Origin of the sequence: Sphingobacterium hungaricum, assembly GCF_015210005.1 — a bacterium.
In the GTDB taxonomy this organism is placed as follows: Bacteria; Bacteroidota; Bacteroidia; order Sphingobacteriales; family Sphingobacteriaceae; genus Sphingobacterium; species Sphingobacterium hungaricum.
Genome location: NZ_MU158698.1, coordinates 3,154,237 through 3,170,163, shown reverse-complemented (window position 1 = coordinate 3,170,163; position 15,927 = coordinate 3,154,237). Strand labels below are relative to the sequence as shown.

Annotated in this window: 17 protein-coding genes; 9 read left to right on the top strand and 8 right to left on the bottom strand. The window is 38.4% G+C overall.

The genetic code is table 11. The annotated features are described in order from the left end of the window. Positions 1–456 precede the first annotated feature (456 nt). Both C4F49_RS17080 and C4F49_RS17075 read left to right on the top strand, forming a co-directional pair. A complete protein-coding gene (locus C4F49_RS17080; protein ID WP_196937045.1) occupies positions 457–927 on the top strand; it encodes a DinB family protein in 471 nt (156 codons plus the stop codon). Between the two features lie 260 nt (positions 928–1,187). Further along, entirely contained in the window at positions 1,188–2,057 is an 870-nt protein-coding gene (locus tag C4F49_RS17075) for a collagen-like triple helix repeat-containing protein (RefSeq protein ID WP_196937044.1), read from the top strand. A gap of 59 nt (positions 2,058–2,116) precedes the next feature. Here the strand turns inward: C4F49_RS17075 and C4F49_RS17070 are convergent, their stop codons facing one another. From C4F49_RS17070 to C4F49_RS17060, 3 genes are read right to left on the bottom strand one after another with little or no spacing between them, the layout of a single operon-like run. After that, positions 2,117–2,839 (bottom strand): tRNA threonylcarbamoyladenosine dehydratase, encoded by a 723-nt coding sequence (locus tag C4F49_RS17070; protein ID WP_196937043.1) that lies wholly within the window; start codon positions 2,837–2,839, stop codon positions 2,117–2,119. Then, the gene (locus C4F49_RS17065; RefSeq protein ID WP_196937042.1) at positions 2,836–3,489 is read right to left on the bottom strand and encodes a TatD family hydrolase; all 654 of its coding nucleotides are present in this window, start codon (positions 3,487–3,489) and stop codon (positions 2,836–2,838) included. Before C4F49_RS17065 ends, C4F49_RS17070 begins: the two co-directional genes overlap by 4 nt. After that, complete coding sequence (locus C4F49_RS17060; RefSeq protein ID WP_196937041.1) at positions 3,486–4,010, bottom strand: GNAT family N-acetyltransferase; 525 nt, start codon at positions 4,008–4,010, stop codon at positions 3,486–3,488. Before C4F49_RS17060 ends, C4F49_RS17065 begins: the two co-directional genes overlap by 4 nt. A 153-nt stretch (positions 4,011–4,163) precedes the next feature. On the opposite strand from C4F49_RS17060, the gene C4F49_RS17055 reads away from it, so the two are divergent. Beyond that, on the top strand, positions 4,164–4,964 hold the full coding sequence (locus C4F49_RS17055; RefSeq protein ID WP_196937040.1) for a GNAT family N-acetyltransferase: 801 nt from the start codon (positions 4,164–4,166) through the stop codon (positions 4,962–4,964). A gap of 59 nt (positions 4,965–5,023) precedes the next feature. On the opposite strand, the gene C4F49_RS17050 is transcribed toward C4F49_RS17055, so the two are convergent. From C4F49_RS17050 to C4F49_RS17030, 5 genes are all read right to left on the bottom strand, one after another. Beyond that, entirely contained in the window at positions 5,024–5,671 is a 648-nt protein-coding gene (locus C4F49_RS17050; protein ID WP_196937039.1) for an NAD(P)-dependent oxidoreductase, read from the bottom strand. Between the two features lie 2 nt (positions 5,672–5,673). Then, positions 5,674–6,090 (bottom strand): Rrf2 family transcriptional regulator, encoded by a 417-nt coding sequence (locus tag C4F49_RS17045; RefSeq protein WP_196937038.1) that lies wholly within the window; start codon positions 6,088–6,090, stop codon positions 5,674–5,676. 105 nt (positions 6,091–6,195) lie between these two features. Further along, entirely contained in the window at positions 6,196–6,894 is a 699-nt protein-coding gene (locus C4F49_RS17040) for a hypothetical protein (RefSeq protein WP_196937037.1), read from the bottom strand. A 12-nt stretch (positions 6,895–6,906) separates the two neighbouring features. Continuing rightward, entirely contained in the window at positions 6,907–8,862 is a 1,956-nt protein-coding gene (locus C4F49_RS17035) for a M1 family metallopeptidase (protein ID WP_196937036.1), read from the bottom strand. Position 8,863: 1 nt separating this feature from the next. Continuing rightward, on the bottom strand, positions 8,864–9,211 hold the full coding sequence (locus tag C4F49_RS17030) for a Spx/MgsR family RNA polymerase-binding regulatory protein (RefSeq protein ID WP_196937035.1): 348 nt from the start codon (positions 9,209–9,211) through the stop codon (positions 8,864–8,866). Between the two features lie 211 nt (positions 9,212–9,422). On the opposite strand from C4F49_RS17030, the gene fbaA reads away from it, so the two are divergent. The 6 genes from fbaA (at position 9,423) to C4F49_RS17000 (ending at position 15,926) form a co-directional block, all read left to right on the top strand. Further along, positions 9,423–10,502, top strand: coding sequence for a class II fructose-bisphosphate aldolase (gene fbaA / locus C4F49_RS17025; protein WP_196937034.1), 1,080 nt, complete (start codon positions 9,423–9,425; stop codon positions 10,500–10,502). 72 nt (positions 10,503–10,574) lie between these two features. Then, entirely contained in the window at positions 10,575–11,495 is a 921-nt protein-coding gene (locus C4F49_RS17020) for a tyrosine-type recombinase/integrase (protein ID WP_231388353.1), read from the top strand. Positions 11,496–11,510: 15 nt separating this feature from the next. Then, complete coding sequence (gene hpf / locus C4F49_RS17015) at positions 11,511–11,852, top strand: ribosome hibernation-promoting factor, HPF/YfiA family (protein WP_196937033.1); 342 nt, start codon at positions 11,511–11,513, stop codon at positions 11,850–11,852. A gap of 128 nt (positions 11,853–11,980) precedes the next feature. Then, positions 11,981–12,349: a DUF6686 family protein gene (locus C4F49_RS17010; protein ID WP_196937032.1), complete on the top strand. Its 369-nt coding sequence runs from the start codon at positions 11,981–11,983 to the stop codon at positions 12,347–12,349. Positions 12,350–12,520: 171 nt separating this feature from the next. Then, positions 12,521–13,048: a ferritin gene (locus tag C4F49_RS17005; RefSeq protein WP_196937031.1), complete on the top strand. Its 528-nt coding sequence runs from the start codon at positions 12,521–12,523 to the stop codon at positions 13,046–13,048. A 202-nt stretch (positions 13,049–13,250) separates the two neighbouring features. After that, positions 13,251–15,926, top strand: coding sequence for an outer membrane beta-barrel protein (locus tag C4F49_RS17000; RefSeq protein ID WP_231388352.1), 2,676 nt, complete (start codon positions 13,251–13,253; stop codon positions 15,924–15,926). Position 15,927: the final 1 nt, after the last annotated feature.

Genomic DNA, 15,927 nt, shown 5'->3' with positions numbered 1-15,927 from the left:
ACTTATAGGATCTCGCGTGCAACTAGTAGCAACTTGTGCACAACTTGTAGGAGTTCGCGTCCAACTTGCAGGAGTTCACGTCCAACTTGTAGGAGTTCACGTCCAACTTATAGGAGTTCACTTCCAACTTATAGGAGTTTACATCCATCTTGTATGAGTTCACGTCTAACTTATAGGAGGTCGCACACAACTTGTAGGAAATCAGAATAAACATCTAGCAAATTTGCTGTAAACAAGAAGAAATATGCATTTAAATACGTTGTAGCGAGATTGCAGATTTCGCCTTTCCTTATGAGGCTTTATGTTGTCTACTATCTATGTTGTTTTTTTTGCTCCAGTATAGCATTGCCATGGCATCAAAAAAAAAGTTTATAGCAATTTTTAGCGTGACACAAGGTTGTCATTTGATGGAGCGACATTTGTTGTATAAGATTTAGCAATAAAAACAATAAAGACATGAGCACACAAAACGTATTATCGAAAGAAGAGATCCTTGAGCATTGGTTAGGCCATCGCCGATTGACTAGACGAGTAATTGAAGCATTCCCTGAAAAAGAATTATTTGAGTATTCTATTGGTGGTATGCGCACATTCGCCGATCTAGTCAAAGAATTGATCAGCATCGATGTTCCAGGATTAAATGGCATCGTCACGAAATCGATGGAGCCTTACAACCATAACTTAGATTTGCATACTAAAGAAGATCTATTAAAAGAATGGGATGCTAATACGCCTGAATTGATCGACCTATATAATCAGATTCCAATCGAGCGTTTCCATGAATCATTTAACTTGTTCGGACAATATGAGTTTCCTGTGATCCATAACATTATGTATTTCATAGATAACGAAATACATCATCGAGGACAAGGCACTGTTTACCTTCGTTCATTGGGCATTGAGCCACCTTTCTTCTGGGAAAGATAAGCTAAGCATTCCAATCGATTCTTATCGTAACACTGCAGACTATTTGTTGCTTGAAACAAAATAGTCTGCAGTTTTTATTTCTTAAAACAAAAGTTCTTAGGCTAATTTTAACCGTTGGCTAATAATCCTCGCTAACCTTCTCTCACTCATCTTCCTGATTCGCTCATTCAAACTGGTGATACACTAAGTCAGGCGAATACCTATTTAGTTTACTGGTAGTTTTAATCAAATTAAAATATGAAGATTAATAGTTAAGAATTATGAAAGCACAACGTATACTTATTTACATAGCTATAGTAGCTATCTATTTAACATCCTGCAAAAAGGGAGATCAAGGACCGCAAGGCCTTCAAGGCGACAAAGGAGCACAAGGCGAGCGGGGGCTTGCCGGAGCAAATGGAGATGACGGGTCGATTATCTACAGCGGTACAGCAGTTCCGACAGCATCTATCGGTAAGAATGGAGATTATTATTTCCGTACAAGTACTTCCTTGCTGTATGGTCCAAAAACGAGTGATGGTTGGGGAACTGGCGTAAGCCTACGAGGAGCGACTGGCAATGCTGGCGCGAGCGGATCCAAGATATTAAGCGGGAATGTTGTCCCCGCAACAACGATAGGGGCAGTAGGTGATTTCTATTTTCAAACCAATAACTACCTTTTTTATGGTCCTAAAACCGCGGCTGGTTGGGGAACTGCGGTGAATTTGAGAGGTGCTACGGGTACTGCAAACGTAATTTACAGCGGATGGCAATTGGCAAGAAATTTTAGAGATAGTACAATTGATGGAACGCTGCAACGTGTCGGACATATTTACGCACCTAGAGTCACGGCTACTACGATGAATAGTTCGGTAGTTCTAATGTATTTAAACTTTGGAGGAGGTACGTTTCAATTGCCATACACTTCGTTTGCGGCAGGCAAAGCAAGTACGATTGCTTATCACCTAAAGAATCAGGAGATTGTCGTTCAACGATTTACACATGACGGATCAAACTCCATATCCTTATCTACAGGAATTTCATACCGCTATGTAATTGTTCCAGGAGCTGTCGTTGCTAAAATGAAAGCAAAACAGATTGATTTGAACAATATGGGCTTAGTAGAACAAGAATTGAGCAAATTTGAATAAGAGTTTTCAACTGCGGGAAAATCTCGGTTTTCCCGCAGTTGAACCTTTTAATCCGATGGTTAGTTTTCTATTAACTCCCTGATCGCTACAGAGGCGATGGCGCCACCAAAGGCCGCCGGAAGATAAGACATCGTACCATAAGCCGATTTTTTAAAATTGCTACCATCGGTATATAACAAAGAGTCTTTATTGGGTGTTTCTGTTGAGAATGCTACTTTGAACCCTTTGCGGATGTTATGTTTGCGGAGTTTCTTGCGCACGTGATGCGCTAATTTACAGTTGTAAGACTTGCTGATATCTTCAATCCTGATTTTCGTAGGATCCATTTTGCCACCGGCGCCCATCGAACTCACAAAAGGAACTTTGGCTTCCAGAGCCAATCTGATAAAGAATAATTTCGGAGTAATGCTATCAATAGCTTCAATGCAATAATCTGGGCGAAGATCTAGCAGTGCAGGAATTTTTTCTGGGATAATAAAATCTTCAATAATGGTCAGGTCCAATTCTGGATTGATCGCTTTCAAGCGTTCTTCCATAATCTTCGCTTTGGAAACACCATGATTGGTCGCTAGAGCCGGCAACTGTCGGTTTCTATTCGTTGGGTCTACCGTATCACCGTCTATGATCGTCATCTTTCCGACTCCCGAACGACAGATAAATTCAGCAGCAAACGATCCAACGCCACCTAAGCCTAAAACCATCACATGCGATTGCGCTAACTTTTCTAAAGCATCTCTGCCGACCAACGCTTCAGTCCTAGATAGCCACGATAAATCCTTCATTTTGAATATTTAAATACAGTACAAAAATTTGTGTAAAGCTGTTGTTTTAACGTTTCGACGTTAATTTTTCGAACGGCGCAAAAATAAGTATAAATCTCTTGTATTGAAATATTTTTATCATCTGTTTCTAGAAACAAAGACGTCAATGGGATATCATGGATTAGTTCTGTTAGGTTGCCCTTCAACATGTCTGCACCAAGGTTTAAGAAATAACCTTTTTCAACGAGAGAATAGCCAAGCTGTGCATGTTTATTGAAGCCGTGAAAAACTACCCTGCTGATCAGTTTCTGATTTTGCAGTTGTTCGACAGTTTCTTGATAAGCTCGGACTGTATGTAAGATCAATGGTTTGGATAAGGCATTCGCAAGATCAATTTGATCTTGAAAAGCTTTGGCTTGTTTTTCCCACGGTGCAGAAGAAAGTTTGTCCAGCCCGCATTCCCCAATAGCAAGCACATTCTCTTTAGCGGCATATTTACGAAGTGTGCTCAATTGATTTTCATAATCTTGATCGATATACCAAGGATGTATTCCGACTGAGCAAAGCTGATTTTGAAAATAATCCGTAGACACTATGCAGTTGCGCATCGAAATGACCGAATCCGAAGGTTCGTAAAATTGATGGGTATGGCAGTCGACGTAAGGGATCATAAGTTGACCTTAATTTCGAATAGGGACATGCTCGCGTTCTGATAATGTGCTGGAAGGTTTTCTGACAAACCCAGCTTTACGTCGCCGAGATAGTCAAACCCACAGCTTTGGTAATAGGCAATTAGTTTGGGATTTCCGGCTGTGGTGTCCATCCGGATAAATTGCAGTTTGTTCGCAACGGCGAAATCAGTTGCCCATTCGACGATTTGCTTTACAAAATGCTGGCCTCGATAATCCGGATGCGTCGCAATGCGATGGATGTAGAGAGCAGGGTCTTCGTCTTTCTCAAACCAAATATCTGGATCATGCAACGCAATGGCAAATACGCAAGCCGTCTGTCCATCGGCGACAAATTTATATTGATAACCTTTGTTTATTTCTTGGACAACCATTTCCTCTTTAAAAGAAGGCCAGCCATTGCTGATGTGAGTCTTCTGGTAGGCCGTAGCCAAATCGTATAAATGGAAAATATCTTTCAGATCATCCATTGTACTTTGCTCGATAGTTGCTGCATGTGCCATACTACGAAGTTAATGACATTTCCGATTTTAACAAATGCCAACTCATTCATCCCGATGTCAATTCTTCTATTTCTCGGCCTATCCATTTTGTTTTTCATGAAATTGTATGGATATTGAAGCTTCAATCTTGTACCGTATTTGAACGAATTTTGTATGGAAATTAAAGTATTTCTTGAAGAAGATATTCCAGCGCTTGAGGATTTGCAGCAAGAAGAATGGGATGACATAAAACCTCATTTTCTTTCCTATGTAGGGTCTGCTTATTCATTCCCGATCCAAGTATTGGATGAGGGTAAACTTGTCGGCGTTGGGTCGACAATTGTCCATGGCGATACGGCATGGTTAGGACATATTATAGTTCATTCCCAAAGCCGCGGAAAAGGGATTGGGAAGCTGATTACTAACAGCTTGATCGATATTGCCTATGCGCATCAATGCAAAACTATTAACTTGGTAGCGACAGATTTAGGTGCACCAGTCTATGAAAAGGTTGGTTTTCAAACGACAACAGTATATTATTTCTTTAAAGATGTGAAGCTCCCAGGTCTTGTTCTTAATGGCAACTATATACATCCCTATGCTGAACAGTTTAAAGAAGCAATTCTGGCGCTTGATAGAGAAAGCAGTGGGGAGGATCGTATATCCGAATTGCAAAATCACCTGCAGTCGGGGTTTGTGTATGTTGAAGAGGAGCAGGTTAGGGGATTTTATCTGCCTACATTAGGAAAGGGACTCGTCATTGCATCGCATCCCAAAGCGGGAGTTGAACTTTTAAAACTTCATCTGAAATCGCTGGATACGGTTGTTTTTCCGAAAGAAAATAAGGTAGCTTTGGATTTTTTATATGCCAATGGCTACAAGGAATATCATATCGCAAAGCGAATGGCGTTAGGCACTGAAAGGCAGGTTAAATTTGAAAATATGTACAATCGGATAGGAGGGAATGTGGGATAAGGTCAGCGACGCTGATTATAAAAAAACTCCCGAAAAGTTTCTCTCGGGAGTTTCTTGTATTAATAACCTGCTGTGAATCTTTTCTGAACGAATTTGTTATTTTCCAATTCGTCAACGATAGCAACCGCTAAATCTTCGACAGAAATTACCGAGCGGCCCTCATCGTTAAATACTGGATTCTCCAAACCTGTTCGGTATTTGCCGGTTCTTTTTCCAGAAGTTTCAGGACTCATCTCGATAGAAGGACTAAAGAATGTCCAATCCAATTCATCTTCGCGCTTGATCACTTCTAAATATTCAGTCGCCGCCAAAGCACCTGGCTTAATCGCTTTAGGAAAGTTTTCGTCCTCAATCAATTGCTTGTCGCCAATATACAAACTTCCAGCACCGCCAATCACAACGTAGCGTTTCACGCCTGATTCCTTTACCGCCTCTAAAATAGAACGGCTTCCTTTTGTAAAATCTTCATACAGGTTTGGATTCGTCCATCCCGGATTAAATGCATTGACTACGGCGTCGCTTCCTTTTAATGCACTAGACAATGCATTCACATCATTCACATCTGCTTGGATCGCGATAACGTTTGGAAGGTCTTTTAGTTTAGTGACATCGCGGGCGATGGCAGTAACTTCGTGGTTTCTATCTGTTAATTCTTTTAAAATGGCTTGACCAACAAAGCCGGTCGAGCCTACTAATGCTACTTTCATATCTATTTTTTTAAATTTTTGTACATGGAACTTAATTTGATTTTTTGAAGAGACTGAATAACTTCTAAGTCTGTCTGCTGATAAATTTCTTCAAGGAGTTCGTTTATAGAACCCCCAACAGCACATTTAGGATTGGTATTGTTGTATTTTTCTTCCTTGTCCGAAACATTAGCTAGGTAAATTTTTGCTAGGTCGATCTCCGAGTCAGGAATGATTTTTACACCGCCGTTCTTTCCTTCTTTACTTACAACAAGCCCGGCCTGCTTAAGTTTTTTTATTTCCCGGCGAACGACAGCAGCATTCACACCGACGCTGCCTGCGATGTAGTCGGATGTCAACCAGTCTTCTGATTCTTTTTCCGTGTACAGCAGCAACATAATGTGTACGAGCGTTGCAAATTCTAAATTAGAGAATACCATATCTTACTTTATCAATGTCCAAATGTAGGGAGAATAAAGTTACTGTAATAATTTATGTTACAGTTTAAGCCAAATTGACACAACGATTACATTGTGTCAAAAAAATTAATTGTCTTCTTTATATTTTTTATAAGCGTCAATGATATACAATTGCAAATCCTGAGGGGATGCTTTTTGTATAAAATCCAATGTTGGACGATGAAGCTCTCTGAAAAGCGGGATTTCAGTTTCTGTCAGGGGCGTAAGCGATGCAATCAGTTGATTGGTAAACTTACGGTCGATCATGCGGTTTTCACGTTCTAGAAGCAACAGGTCTAAATTGCTGCGCGCATGTTTTCCTTTTTTGCCGAATAGGCGGGAAGGCGATAGGCGGAACCCACCTTGCTGTTGACTGACGTCTATGGCTTGGCCTTCACGTTTCGCTTTTTCAATTTCCACATTCAGGCGACTGTCCGTAAGGCGCGTTACCAAAACCTCATTGATCACAATGGTATTGTCTTCCCGGATCAAATACACACGCACGATCGCTTCTTCATAATAAAAGGCGGTGTCCGTTTGATAGCCGGGGGATTTGAATTCCAGGTAGTCATTGATTTTACCATCAAGCTGAAATTGGCCTTCCTGATCGGTATCCACTTCCTGATTTGTCCGAAGATTTTTGACGGTCACACTTCTGATCCGCTGGCTGCTTTCGAGTTCATGCACTATTCCTTTAATTGTTTGGGCATTGGAATAGCTTATCGAACCGATCATCAAAACGGTCAGCAGACCTAATAATTTAATTAGCTTATAATCTTTCTTCATATACTTATTAACTTAATTTCCCCAAGTATTATTTTCAGGATTTATGTCAGGGAAAACATTATCCGGATCGATAACGACTTTGACTAACTTTTCATCACTTTCTAACACAAATTTAAAAGAAGTATTCCGTTCCCAAATTTCAACAGGCAGTTTTTTACGAATTTTTTTTCCTGACTCCATTGTAGCTTCAATCACAACAGGCATCGGTAGTTTCTGTAAATTACTGATGGTTATTCTTGCGCCGTTTTTAGGGTCAAGGTCAATGTAATCCACCGAGTCGATCGATTGGTCTAGCAACCAGTTGTATTTGAACCAGCCTCTCCAAAACCAATTTAAGTTTTCGCCAGTTTCATTCTCGATTGTTCTGAAAAAATCATCCGGTGTAGGATGTTTGTATGCCCATTGATGCACATAACTTTTAAATGCCGCGTCGAAACGTTCGGCACCGATCACCTGATCGCGCAGCAAGCGCAATCCAAATCCCGGTTTGTAATAGGCAAGTACCCCAATGTTGCGTTCTTTCATGTTCTGTGGTGTAGAAATAATCGGTTCCAACGTCGGATTGGCAAATGCACGCGCCATGTTGTTGCGGCTTCCCATTCTTCTGACGTATTCTCCTTTATTAAATGCTTCCGTCGATAGTTCATTGATGAACGTGTTGAAACCTTCATCCATCCATGCGTGCAGGCGTTCGTTGCTTCCAACAATCATTGGGAACCAGTTGTGGCCAAATTCATGATCGGTAACGCCCCAAAGACTTCCTGCTTTCGCTTTGAATCCGCAGAACGAAATTCCTGGATACTCCATACCGCCCACATTCGCTGCAACATTCACAGCCACAGGATAAGGGTATTCAAACCATTTAGTTGAATAGTATTCAATTGAAGCTTTGGTGTATTCTGTCGAACGTTCCCAGGCATTTCCGCCATTGCTTTCCTTTGGATAAGCTGACATAGCTAAAGAAACCGCGCCACTTGGAAGATTAATCTTCGCTGCATCTAGAATGAATGCTTTGGACGATGCCCATGCGATGTCGCGGGCATTCTTCAATGAAAACTTCCAAGTCAGTTCTTTTTTATTCGGTCTAGAACTCGCCTGTGTCACTTCCTCTAAAGAACGGATCATCACCGTTTTATCACTTGATTTAGCCTGTTGCAGTCTGTTGAACTGTTCTGTTGTGTAGACTTCTTTCGGATTCAAAAGCTCTCCACCCATAACCACAATGTGGTTTGCAGGTGCTGTGATTTCTACATTAAAATCGCCGTACTCACAGTAAAATTCGCCAGGTCCAGAATAAGGCAAATTATTCCATCCTAACACATCATCGTAAACACTTACACGTGGATACCATTGAGCGATTGCATAAATCTTGCCATTCTCCGTATCTAAAATTCCTGTACGATCTGCGCCTTCTTTCGGAACAATGTAGCTGTAATCGATTGTAAAGCTGACTTTACCACCTTTGGCAGCCAATGCTTGCGGTAAATCCACGCGCATTCTAGTGTCATTTATTGTATAGCTGATTGCTTGACCGTCGCTAAATTTTGCTGAACTGATTGTGTAGCCTCCATTAAATTCCGAATTGGCATCGCCGTAACGGCTGTTCTCCAATGGAACTACGGCTTGGCCGATTGACTTCGGATTGAACAGGTTTTGATCCAATTGCAACCAAATAAATTTTAATTCATCTGGACTATTATTGGTGTAGTCAATCTGAACAGTTCCTTTAATTTCATCTGTCTGATCATTTAAAGAAGCCTTGATGCTGTAGTTAACGGCATTTTGCCAGTATTCATGACCAGGTTTTCCGCTTGCGGAGCGATAGACAGACCCATTCGACGTGTAGAATTGAGGGTTAAATGCTTCGATGTAATTGTAGATGGACTTCGGTTTTTCTGTCTGTGCTTTTGATGCGTACGGTATAGTGAACAAAAAAAGAACTAAAGTAATGTATGCGTTTACCCTCATGTTATGTTAGTTTTTGTAAATATTCTTCCTCGTTAAAACCTACAATAAGTTGCTTGTCGATTTCTAAAACTGGTCTTTTGATTAAGCTATTATTCGCTAGCAAAGCTTCGTTTGCAGTTTTGGCATCTGTAACCGCTGCTTGTTCGTCTTTGCTAAATTTTCTCCAGGTAGTTCCTTTTTTATTAACTAAAACTTCCCAGGAAACTGATTTTTCCCATTCTTGTAGTTTTGTTAAAGTTGCCGGCTCCTTTTTATAATCGTGGAACTGATAGTCTAGTTTTTTATCTTCTAGCCAATTTAATGCTTTCTTGACTGTTGAACAATTTTTTATGCCGTAAACCTGTATCATTGCGTAATTAATTTTGAATATAAAGATATTAATATAATTGTTTTTCTAGGAATTATTAGCTTAAAAGCTATTTATTATTTAGCGAGAGCCGATTATAGCGCTTTCAGAGCCGTTCCATAGTGTAATAAATACACTATAGATGTTCATTTTTAAAAAATTATCCCTAACTTTAACTAATTAATATAGAATATTTAAATTTTAATAAAATAGTATGAGCCTAAAAGATTTTAAAGGTGTTTTGACAGGGGATCAAGTGCAAGAGTTATTTGAGATAGCAAATGAGCATCAGTTTGCTATTCCTGCAGTAAATGTTATTGGAACCAATTCCATTAATGCAGTATTAGAAACGGCTAAAGCAGTAAATTCACCAGTGATTATCCAATTATCAAATGGTGGTGCCCAATTTTATGCTGGAAAGACGTTAAACAATGATGGTTTAAAAGCTTGTATCTTGGGTGCAGTTTCCGCTGCTCATCATGTACATTTATTAGCAGAGCATTATGGTGTTGCGGTTATTCTGCACACGGATCATGCTGCTAAGAAATTGTTGCCTTGGATTGATGGTTTATTAGATGCTGGCGAGAAGTTCTTTGCACAACATGGAAAACCATTGTTTTCATCGCATATGCTTGACCTTTCTGAAGAGCCTTTAGAAGAAAACATTGAAATCTCAGCGAAGTATTTAGCAAGAATGAAACCTCTTGGAATGACGATTGAAATCGAATTAGGAGTGACTGGCGGTGAAGAAGATGGCGTTGATAATTCGGATGTAGATAGTTCAAAACTATATACACAGCCTGAAGAAGTAGCTTATGCTTTTGAAGAGTTATCTAAAGTTTCTGATAAATTCACAGTAGCAGCAGCTTTTGGTAATGTTCACGGTGTCTACAAACCAGGAAACGTTAAATTACAACCTGTAATTTTACATAACTCTCAAGAATATATCCGTGAGAAATTCAATTTAACAGCGGCTAAGCCAGTTAATTTTGTATTCCATGGTGGATCTGGTTCGGCTCCAGAAGAAATCAAAGAAGCGATTTCTTACGGTGCGATCAAAATGAATATTGATACCGACATGCAATGGGCATTCTGGGATGGCGTTCGTGCTTATGAAGCTAAAAACCATGATTTCTTACAATCTCAAATTGGAAATCCTCAAGGCGAAGATTCTCCAAACAAGAAATACTATGACCCTCGTGTTTGGTTAAGAAGTGGCGAAGAAGCTTTTGTAGCTCGCTTAACACAAGCTTTTGAAGAACTAAATGCAATTGATGCAAATAGCAAATTGTAATTAGCATACAAAGAATATATTTTTAGAAAACTTGCACTATTATGGTGCAAGTTTTTTTTTGTCTATGTAGATATGCTTATATTTATTCCACAACTAGAGCATATGCCTTACAGCGATTTTTTGAATTTTCTAAACCATGAAAAAAAGTATTCCGTTCATACATCTGTAGCGTATGAAAAGGAATTGCAAAATTTTCATGCGTTTATGGATAGGGAAGGAGTCGCTTTAGCCGCCGTTGATTATCGGTTTATGCGCCATTATTTTGCGCAGCAAAAGGAAAGCGGCAAACTGGCTGTATCCATTAACCGATCGATATCGGCGTTGAGAGGATACTTTAAATACCTGCAACGCGAACAGCTCGTTAAAGCGAATCCGTTGAGTTTGATAAAAGCACTAAAAGTTCCGAAGAAACTGCCAACGCTTATCGAGAAAGACAAGCTGGTGAATTTATTGGATAATTTTGAAGAGCTAAACTTGGTTTCGAATGAGTTCGAAGAGAAAAGAGATTTTATTGTTTTAGAGTTGCTTTTCGGAACTGGAATTCGCTTGGCTGAATTAATAAAAATAAAAGATGAAGATATTGATTTTTATAATAAGAAAATTCTTATCTTGGGAAAAGGGAATAAGCAACGGTTTGTTCCTTTGCATAAAACCTTAGTTCATGAGATCGACCTTTACCAATGTTTAAAAAAAGATCAACTTTTACAAAACAAAGCGAGCCGTTTCATCGTTACAAAAGAAGGTAAGGACGCTTACCCGAAATTAATTTATCGAATAGTAAAGAAATATCTAACTTTGATTACATCGCAAAATAAAAAGAGTCCTCATGTATTAAGGCATACTTTCGCAACCTCATTGCTTGACAATGGTGCGGATTTAAATGCGATCAAAGAATTACTAGGTCACGCTGGATTATCATCGACGCAAGTCTATACCCATAATTCAGCAGAACGTTTAAAATCTATTTATAAACAAGCTCATCCAAAAGCTTAAAAAAAAGGAGGAAAAATGAATATTACTGTGCAATCTATCAAATTTGATGCTGATCAAAAATTAGTTGATTTTATCAAAAAAAGAGCAGACAAATTGGAACAATTTTTAGACAACATTATTGAAGGCGCTTGTTATTTGCGATTAGAAAATGTCGACGACGAAGCGAATAAAATTGTTGAATTGAAATTTAATATTCCAGGAAATCAACTTTTTGCGAAGGCCCAGGCGAAAAGTTTTGAAGAAGCGACAGATACAGCCATTGAATCGATTCGAAGACAGATTAACAAACACAAGACAAAGACTAGAACAAACGCAAGCAACCATAAAGAATTACTTCCAGACGTGAATGAATTATAATAAATAATACTAGTTTACATCTAGGCTTAGGGTCAACTGAAAAGTTGACCCTAAATTTTTTAAATTAATTTGGAATCAATCTTAATAATAATTAGATTTGTTCCAAATTAAGATCAAAAGAACAATCCATGATAATTTGTCCTTTAGCGAGCGTTGAAGAGGTTTTTGAAACAGAGCATGGCGGTGTGTATCAATGCAGCCGTAAAAACTGCTACTGGTTAGAATTTAAAGAGACAACAACTTCATTTAAAGTAAATGATTTTCTTCTGTTCAAGAAGAGGATTGATCAAATCGATATCGAAAACATGCTAAGCAACTCCGGCAGAACATTTGATTTCGAAATCATCATGCCGTTCCGTTCCGAAAGATGTTTTGTTCTGAACGTTCATGAAATCTTGCAATTGAAAGAAGTGCTTGCTGGCGCTAAATTTATGATCGAATTGAACAGCCAAGTGAAGCAATGTTTGCTTCGCGGACGTGTTTCCGTACTCTCCTAATTCTTCTTTGTAATAATACTGATTCTAAATAGGTTATTCTTTCGAAAGGCTAATTTAGACTGAATTTGTATTACAAATAGATTACACATTTTCTTTCCTACTGACGTATCTTTGTATAAACAATATCGGATATATATTGTTATTTTAAATAGAACCGTAAAAAAATAGAATATGAAAGATTTATTAAAAATGAAATCTTCTTTAGCTGAAGAAATCGAAAATATATTGAATGCACAGATTAAAGTTGAAGCTCACTCTTCAGCATTGTATTTAGCAATGTCTGCTTGGTGTGATGATCAAGGATTAGATAATTCGGCGAAATTCTTTGCAAAGCAATCTGATGAAGAACGTGAGCACATGCTTAAATTATTCAACTATGTAAGCAATAGAGGTGGACGCGCGATTTCTCCTGAGATCAGCAACATCCCAGTTGATTTCGAATCATTTAGAGGTGTATTCGAGCAAACTTTAGAGCAAGAAATGTTTGTTACGCAACAATTCAACAACATTGCGGATCAATGTGTACGCACGAAAGACTTCGTAACATTTAATTTCTTACAATGGTTTTTGAGTGAGCAGGTGGAAGAGGAATATGTGGCTCGTAGAATCCTTGAATTATTTGATGTGATCGGTGAAGACGGTACAGGTCGTTGGGAGATTGACAGACATTTAGTTAAAGTTGCTTTCGACGGAGAATAATCTTTATCCTTAAAATATATCAGAAAACGGGTTATTAAAAATAACCCGTTTTTTTGTACATAAATTTCAGAATTTCTCGTTTATATCTTATCTTACGATAAAGACTTATGTCGATTTAATTTTAACGCAGCGTATTTTAGTGCAAAAGATTTTCATATTGCTATTTATTACTTGCATTTTCAATTTAACATTGAATCTAAATGTGAATGCACAGTCGATAAATAAAGATATTTCCGGTATGGTTACCGATTCCTCTGGAGTTGCATTGAAAGGTGTGAATATACGCCTTACGAGTACGCTTGACACGTTTACTATCGCTACGAACGCATTAGGAACCTATTCGTTTAAGAATGTGCGAGGCAAAGATCTGCGTTTGTCTTATTCCATGATCAGTTACCAGATTGCAACTAAGAACATTCCTAATTTCGATGGTCTGTCGAACATATTAGTCCCGACCGTCAGATTAATGCCTCAGACATCTTACATTCCCGAAGTAAAAGTCACGAAGATTATTCCGATTATCTACAAAGACGATACGACTCAATATAATCTTGCTGCCTATTCCTTTCGGAAAAATTCGCTTCTAGAAGAGTCATTAAAGCAAATGGGTTTTCAGGTTATGCGCGATGGTTCGGTATATTCGAATGGCAAAATAATTACTTCAGTAAAAGTCGACGGTAAAAAGTTTTTTGGCGGTGACGTGATCACAGCCACGCGTAATTTGCCAACTGATTTCATTAAGTACATTCAGGTTATTGATACCTACGGGGATTTTTCTGAGCAAAGCGGCATTAAAACAAATGAACCTGAGAAGATTATTAACATTGTCTTAAAGGAAGACAGCAAGCGCATCTTATTTGGTCAGATGACAGCCGGAGGCGGTACAAGCAGCCGTTTTATTGGAAGCGTGGGGATCAATAAGTTTAACGATGGGCAAGAATTTTCTGTTGTAGGGTCGATCAATAACACGAACACGAGTTTATTTACGTATGGTTCTCCAAATGGTGTAGGAGGAAGGGAGAGTTCGATGAATGATATTGGAGACTATTCGGATCCGACCGATGGACTGAATAACACAAAAGCTCTGGGATTTAGTTTTTCGGATAAATTATCCGACAATACCAATGTCAGCGGGGGGTATAATTTCATCAATAGAAATAACGTGACCGAAGGAAATTCACAGCTGACTTCTTATTATTATGGCTATAAGATTTTGACGAAAGATGAATATGTCAATAAGACGAATGATTTTCAGCATCGCATAAATTTAGAATTTGATACGCGCTTTAAAAATAAAGATATCTTAAAAATATCTCCAATCTTGTCATATAGCTATTCGAAAGCAAACAGCGAGAAAAACACGGATTTACAAAATAGAACGATTACCAACAAGGGAAATTATTTAGACAGTACGATCACCAATAATCCCAATGCGGAGCTGAATGTTTTCTATTCTAAGCATTTCAATAAGCCAAAACGTAAATTGGTGGCTAATTTGAATGTGAATGCAAATTCGTTCCGGACCAACGACCAGATTTTGGAAGAAAATATCATCATTGACTCGGCGACGGCCATTCCTTCAATTTCTCATTTTAATCAGCGTCAGTTTGTTATTAGCAAAAATGAAACGAATACGGCAAAGGCTTCTTTCTCTTACGTAGAGCCTTTCTTTGAGCATAGTTTGCTGGAATTAGCGTATAACATTGATGTCAATCAAATCAATTCATTCCGACAGGTTCAGCAACCTTATATTCATACTGTATTAGATTCGACATTCGTTATCGATTCTTTAGGTGTTAACTATAATTACCTGTACAGCAGCAATAAAACATCGTTGAATTATCAATACGAGCCGAACAATAAATTTAGGGTCAATATCGGTTTTGGAGTACAGCCTTTGACATTGACTGGAAAGCTTCCGAATTATGGGGACTCGACGTATACGTACAACAATATCAATCTGATTCCTTCAGCGATGATGAAGTACAGGTTCAACGATGAATTCGATTGGCAGATTAATTATCAAGGACAAAATAACGAGCCTAACTTTCTGTACATTCTTCCGATTATTGATAATTCCAATTCAAGGAACATTATTATCGGAAATCCGGAATTGAAAGCCGAATTTGTCAATAAAATATCAACTACATTTCGGAAGTCCATATCCAGTAAGTCGCAATACTTAGAGGCAAACTTGGCGTATAATTTTATCAGGAATAAAATCGTAACCGACAAGAGTGCGGATGGTGTTGTTCAAAGTACGACTTATCGAAACACGGATGGCTATTATGATGTCAAAGGATTTTACGTTTTTAATTCGCCGTTTATCAATGATAATTTTCAATTGGACTTGAATGGAAATGTTGATTACTACAATTATCCTTCGTTTGTAAATTCCTATAAAACAAGTACGCAGCAGATTTTATCTTCACATACACTTCAGCTTAGGTATAATTACGATCAGCATCTAGAAACTGTTTTCGCGACAAATTATTTTGTAAATAATGCAGTTTATCAGCAACCAGCAAAAAGCTCAATCACAACGCATTCTTACCTGCTAAGTCTTGGAACAAAGGGCTACTTGAATGATTACGTAACCATTGGAGCGGAAACTTCCCAGCGTTTTTATTCTGGGTATGATTCTGATGTACTGAATGTAAACCCTACAATCATCAACGCCTATATAGAATTTACATTTTTACAGAATAAAATGGCACTTCTTCGTTTTCAAGGATTTGATTTATTGGATCAGAATAAGAACATTGGAATCTATACCGAATACATAGGCAACGATTTGTATGAAGCAAGAAATAACCGTTTAGGCCGCTATTTTATGGTTACGCTAAATATGCGTTTGCAAAAATTCCCAAAAAAATAAG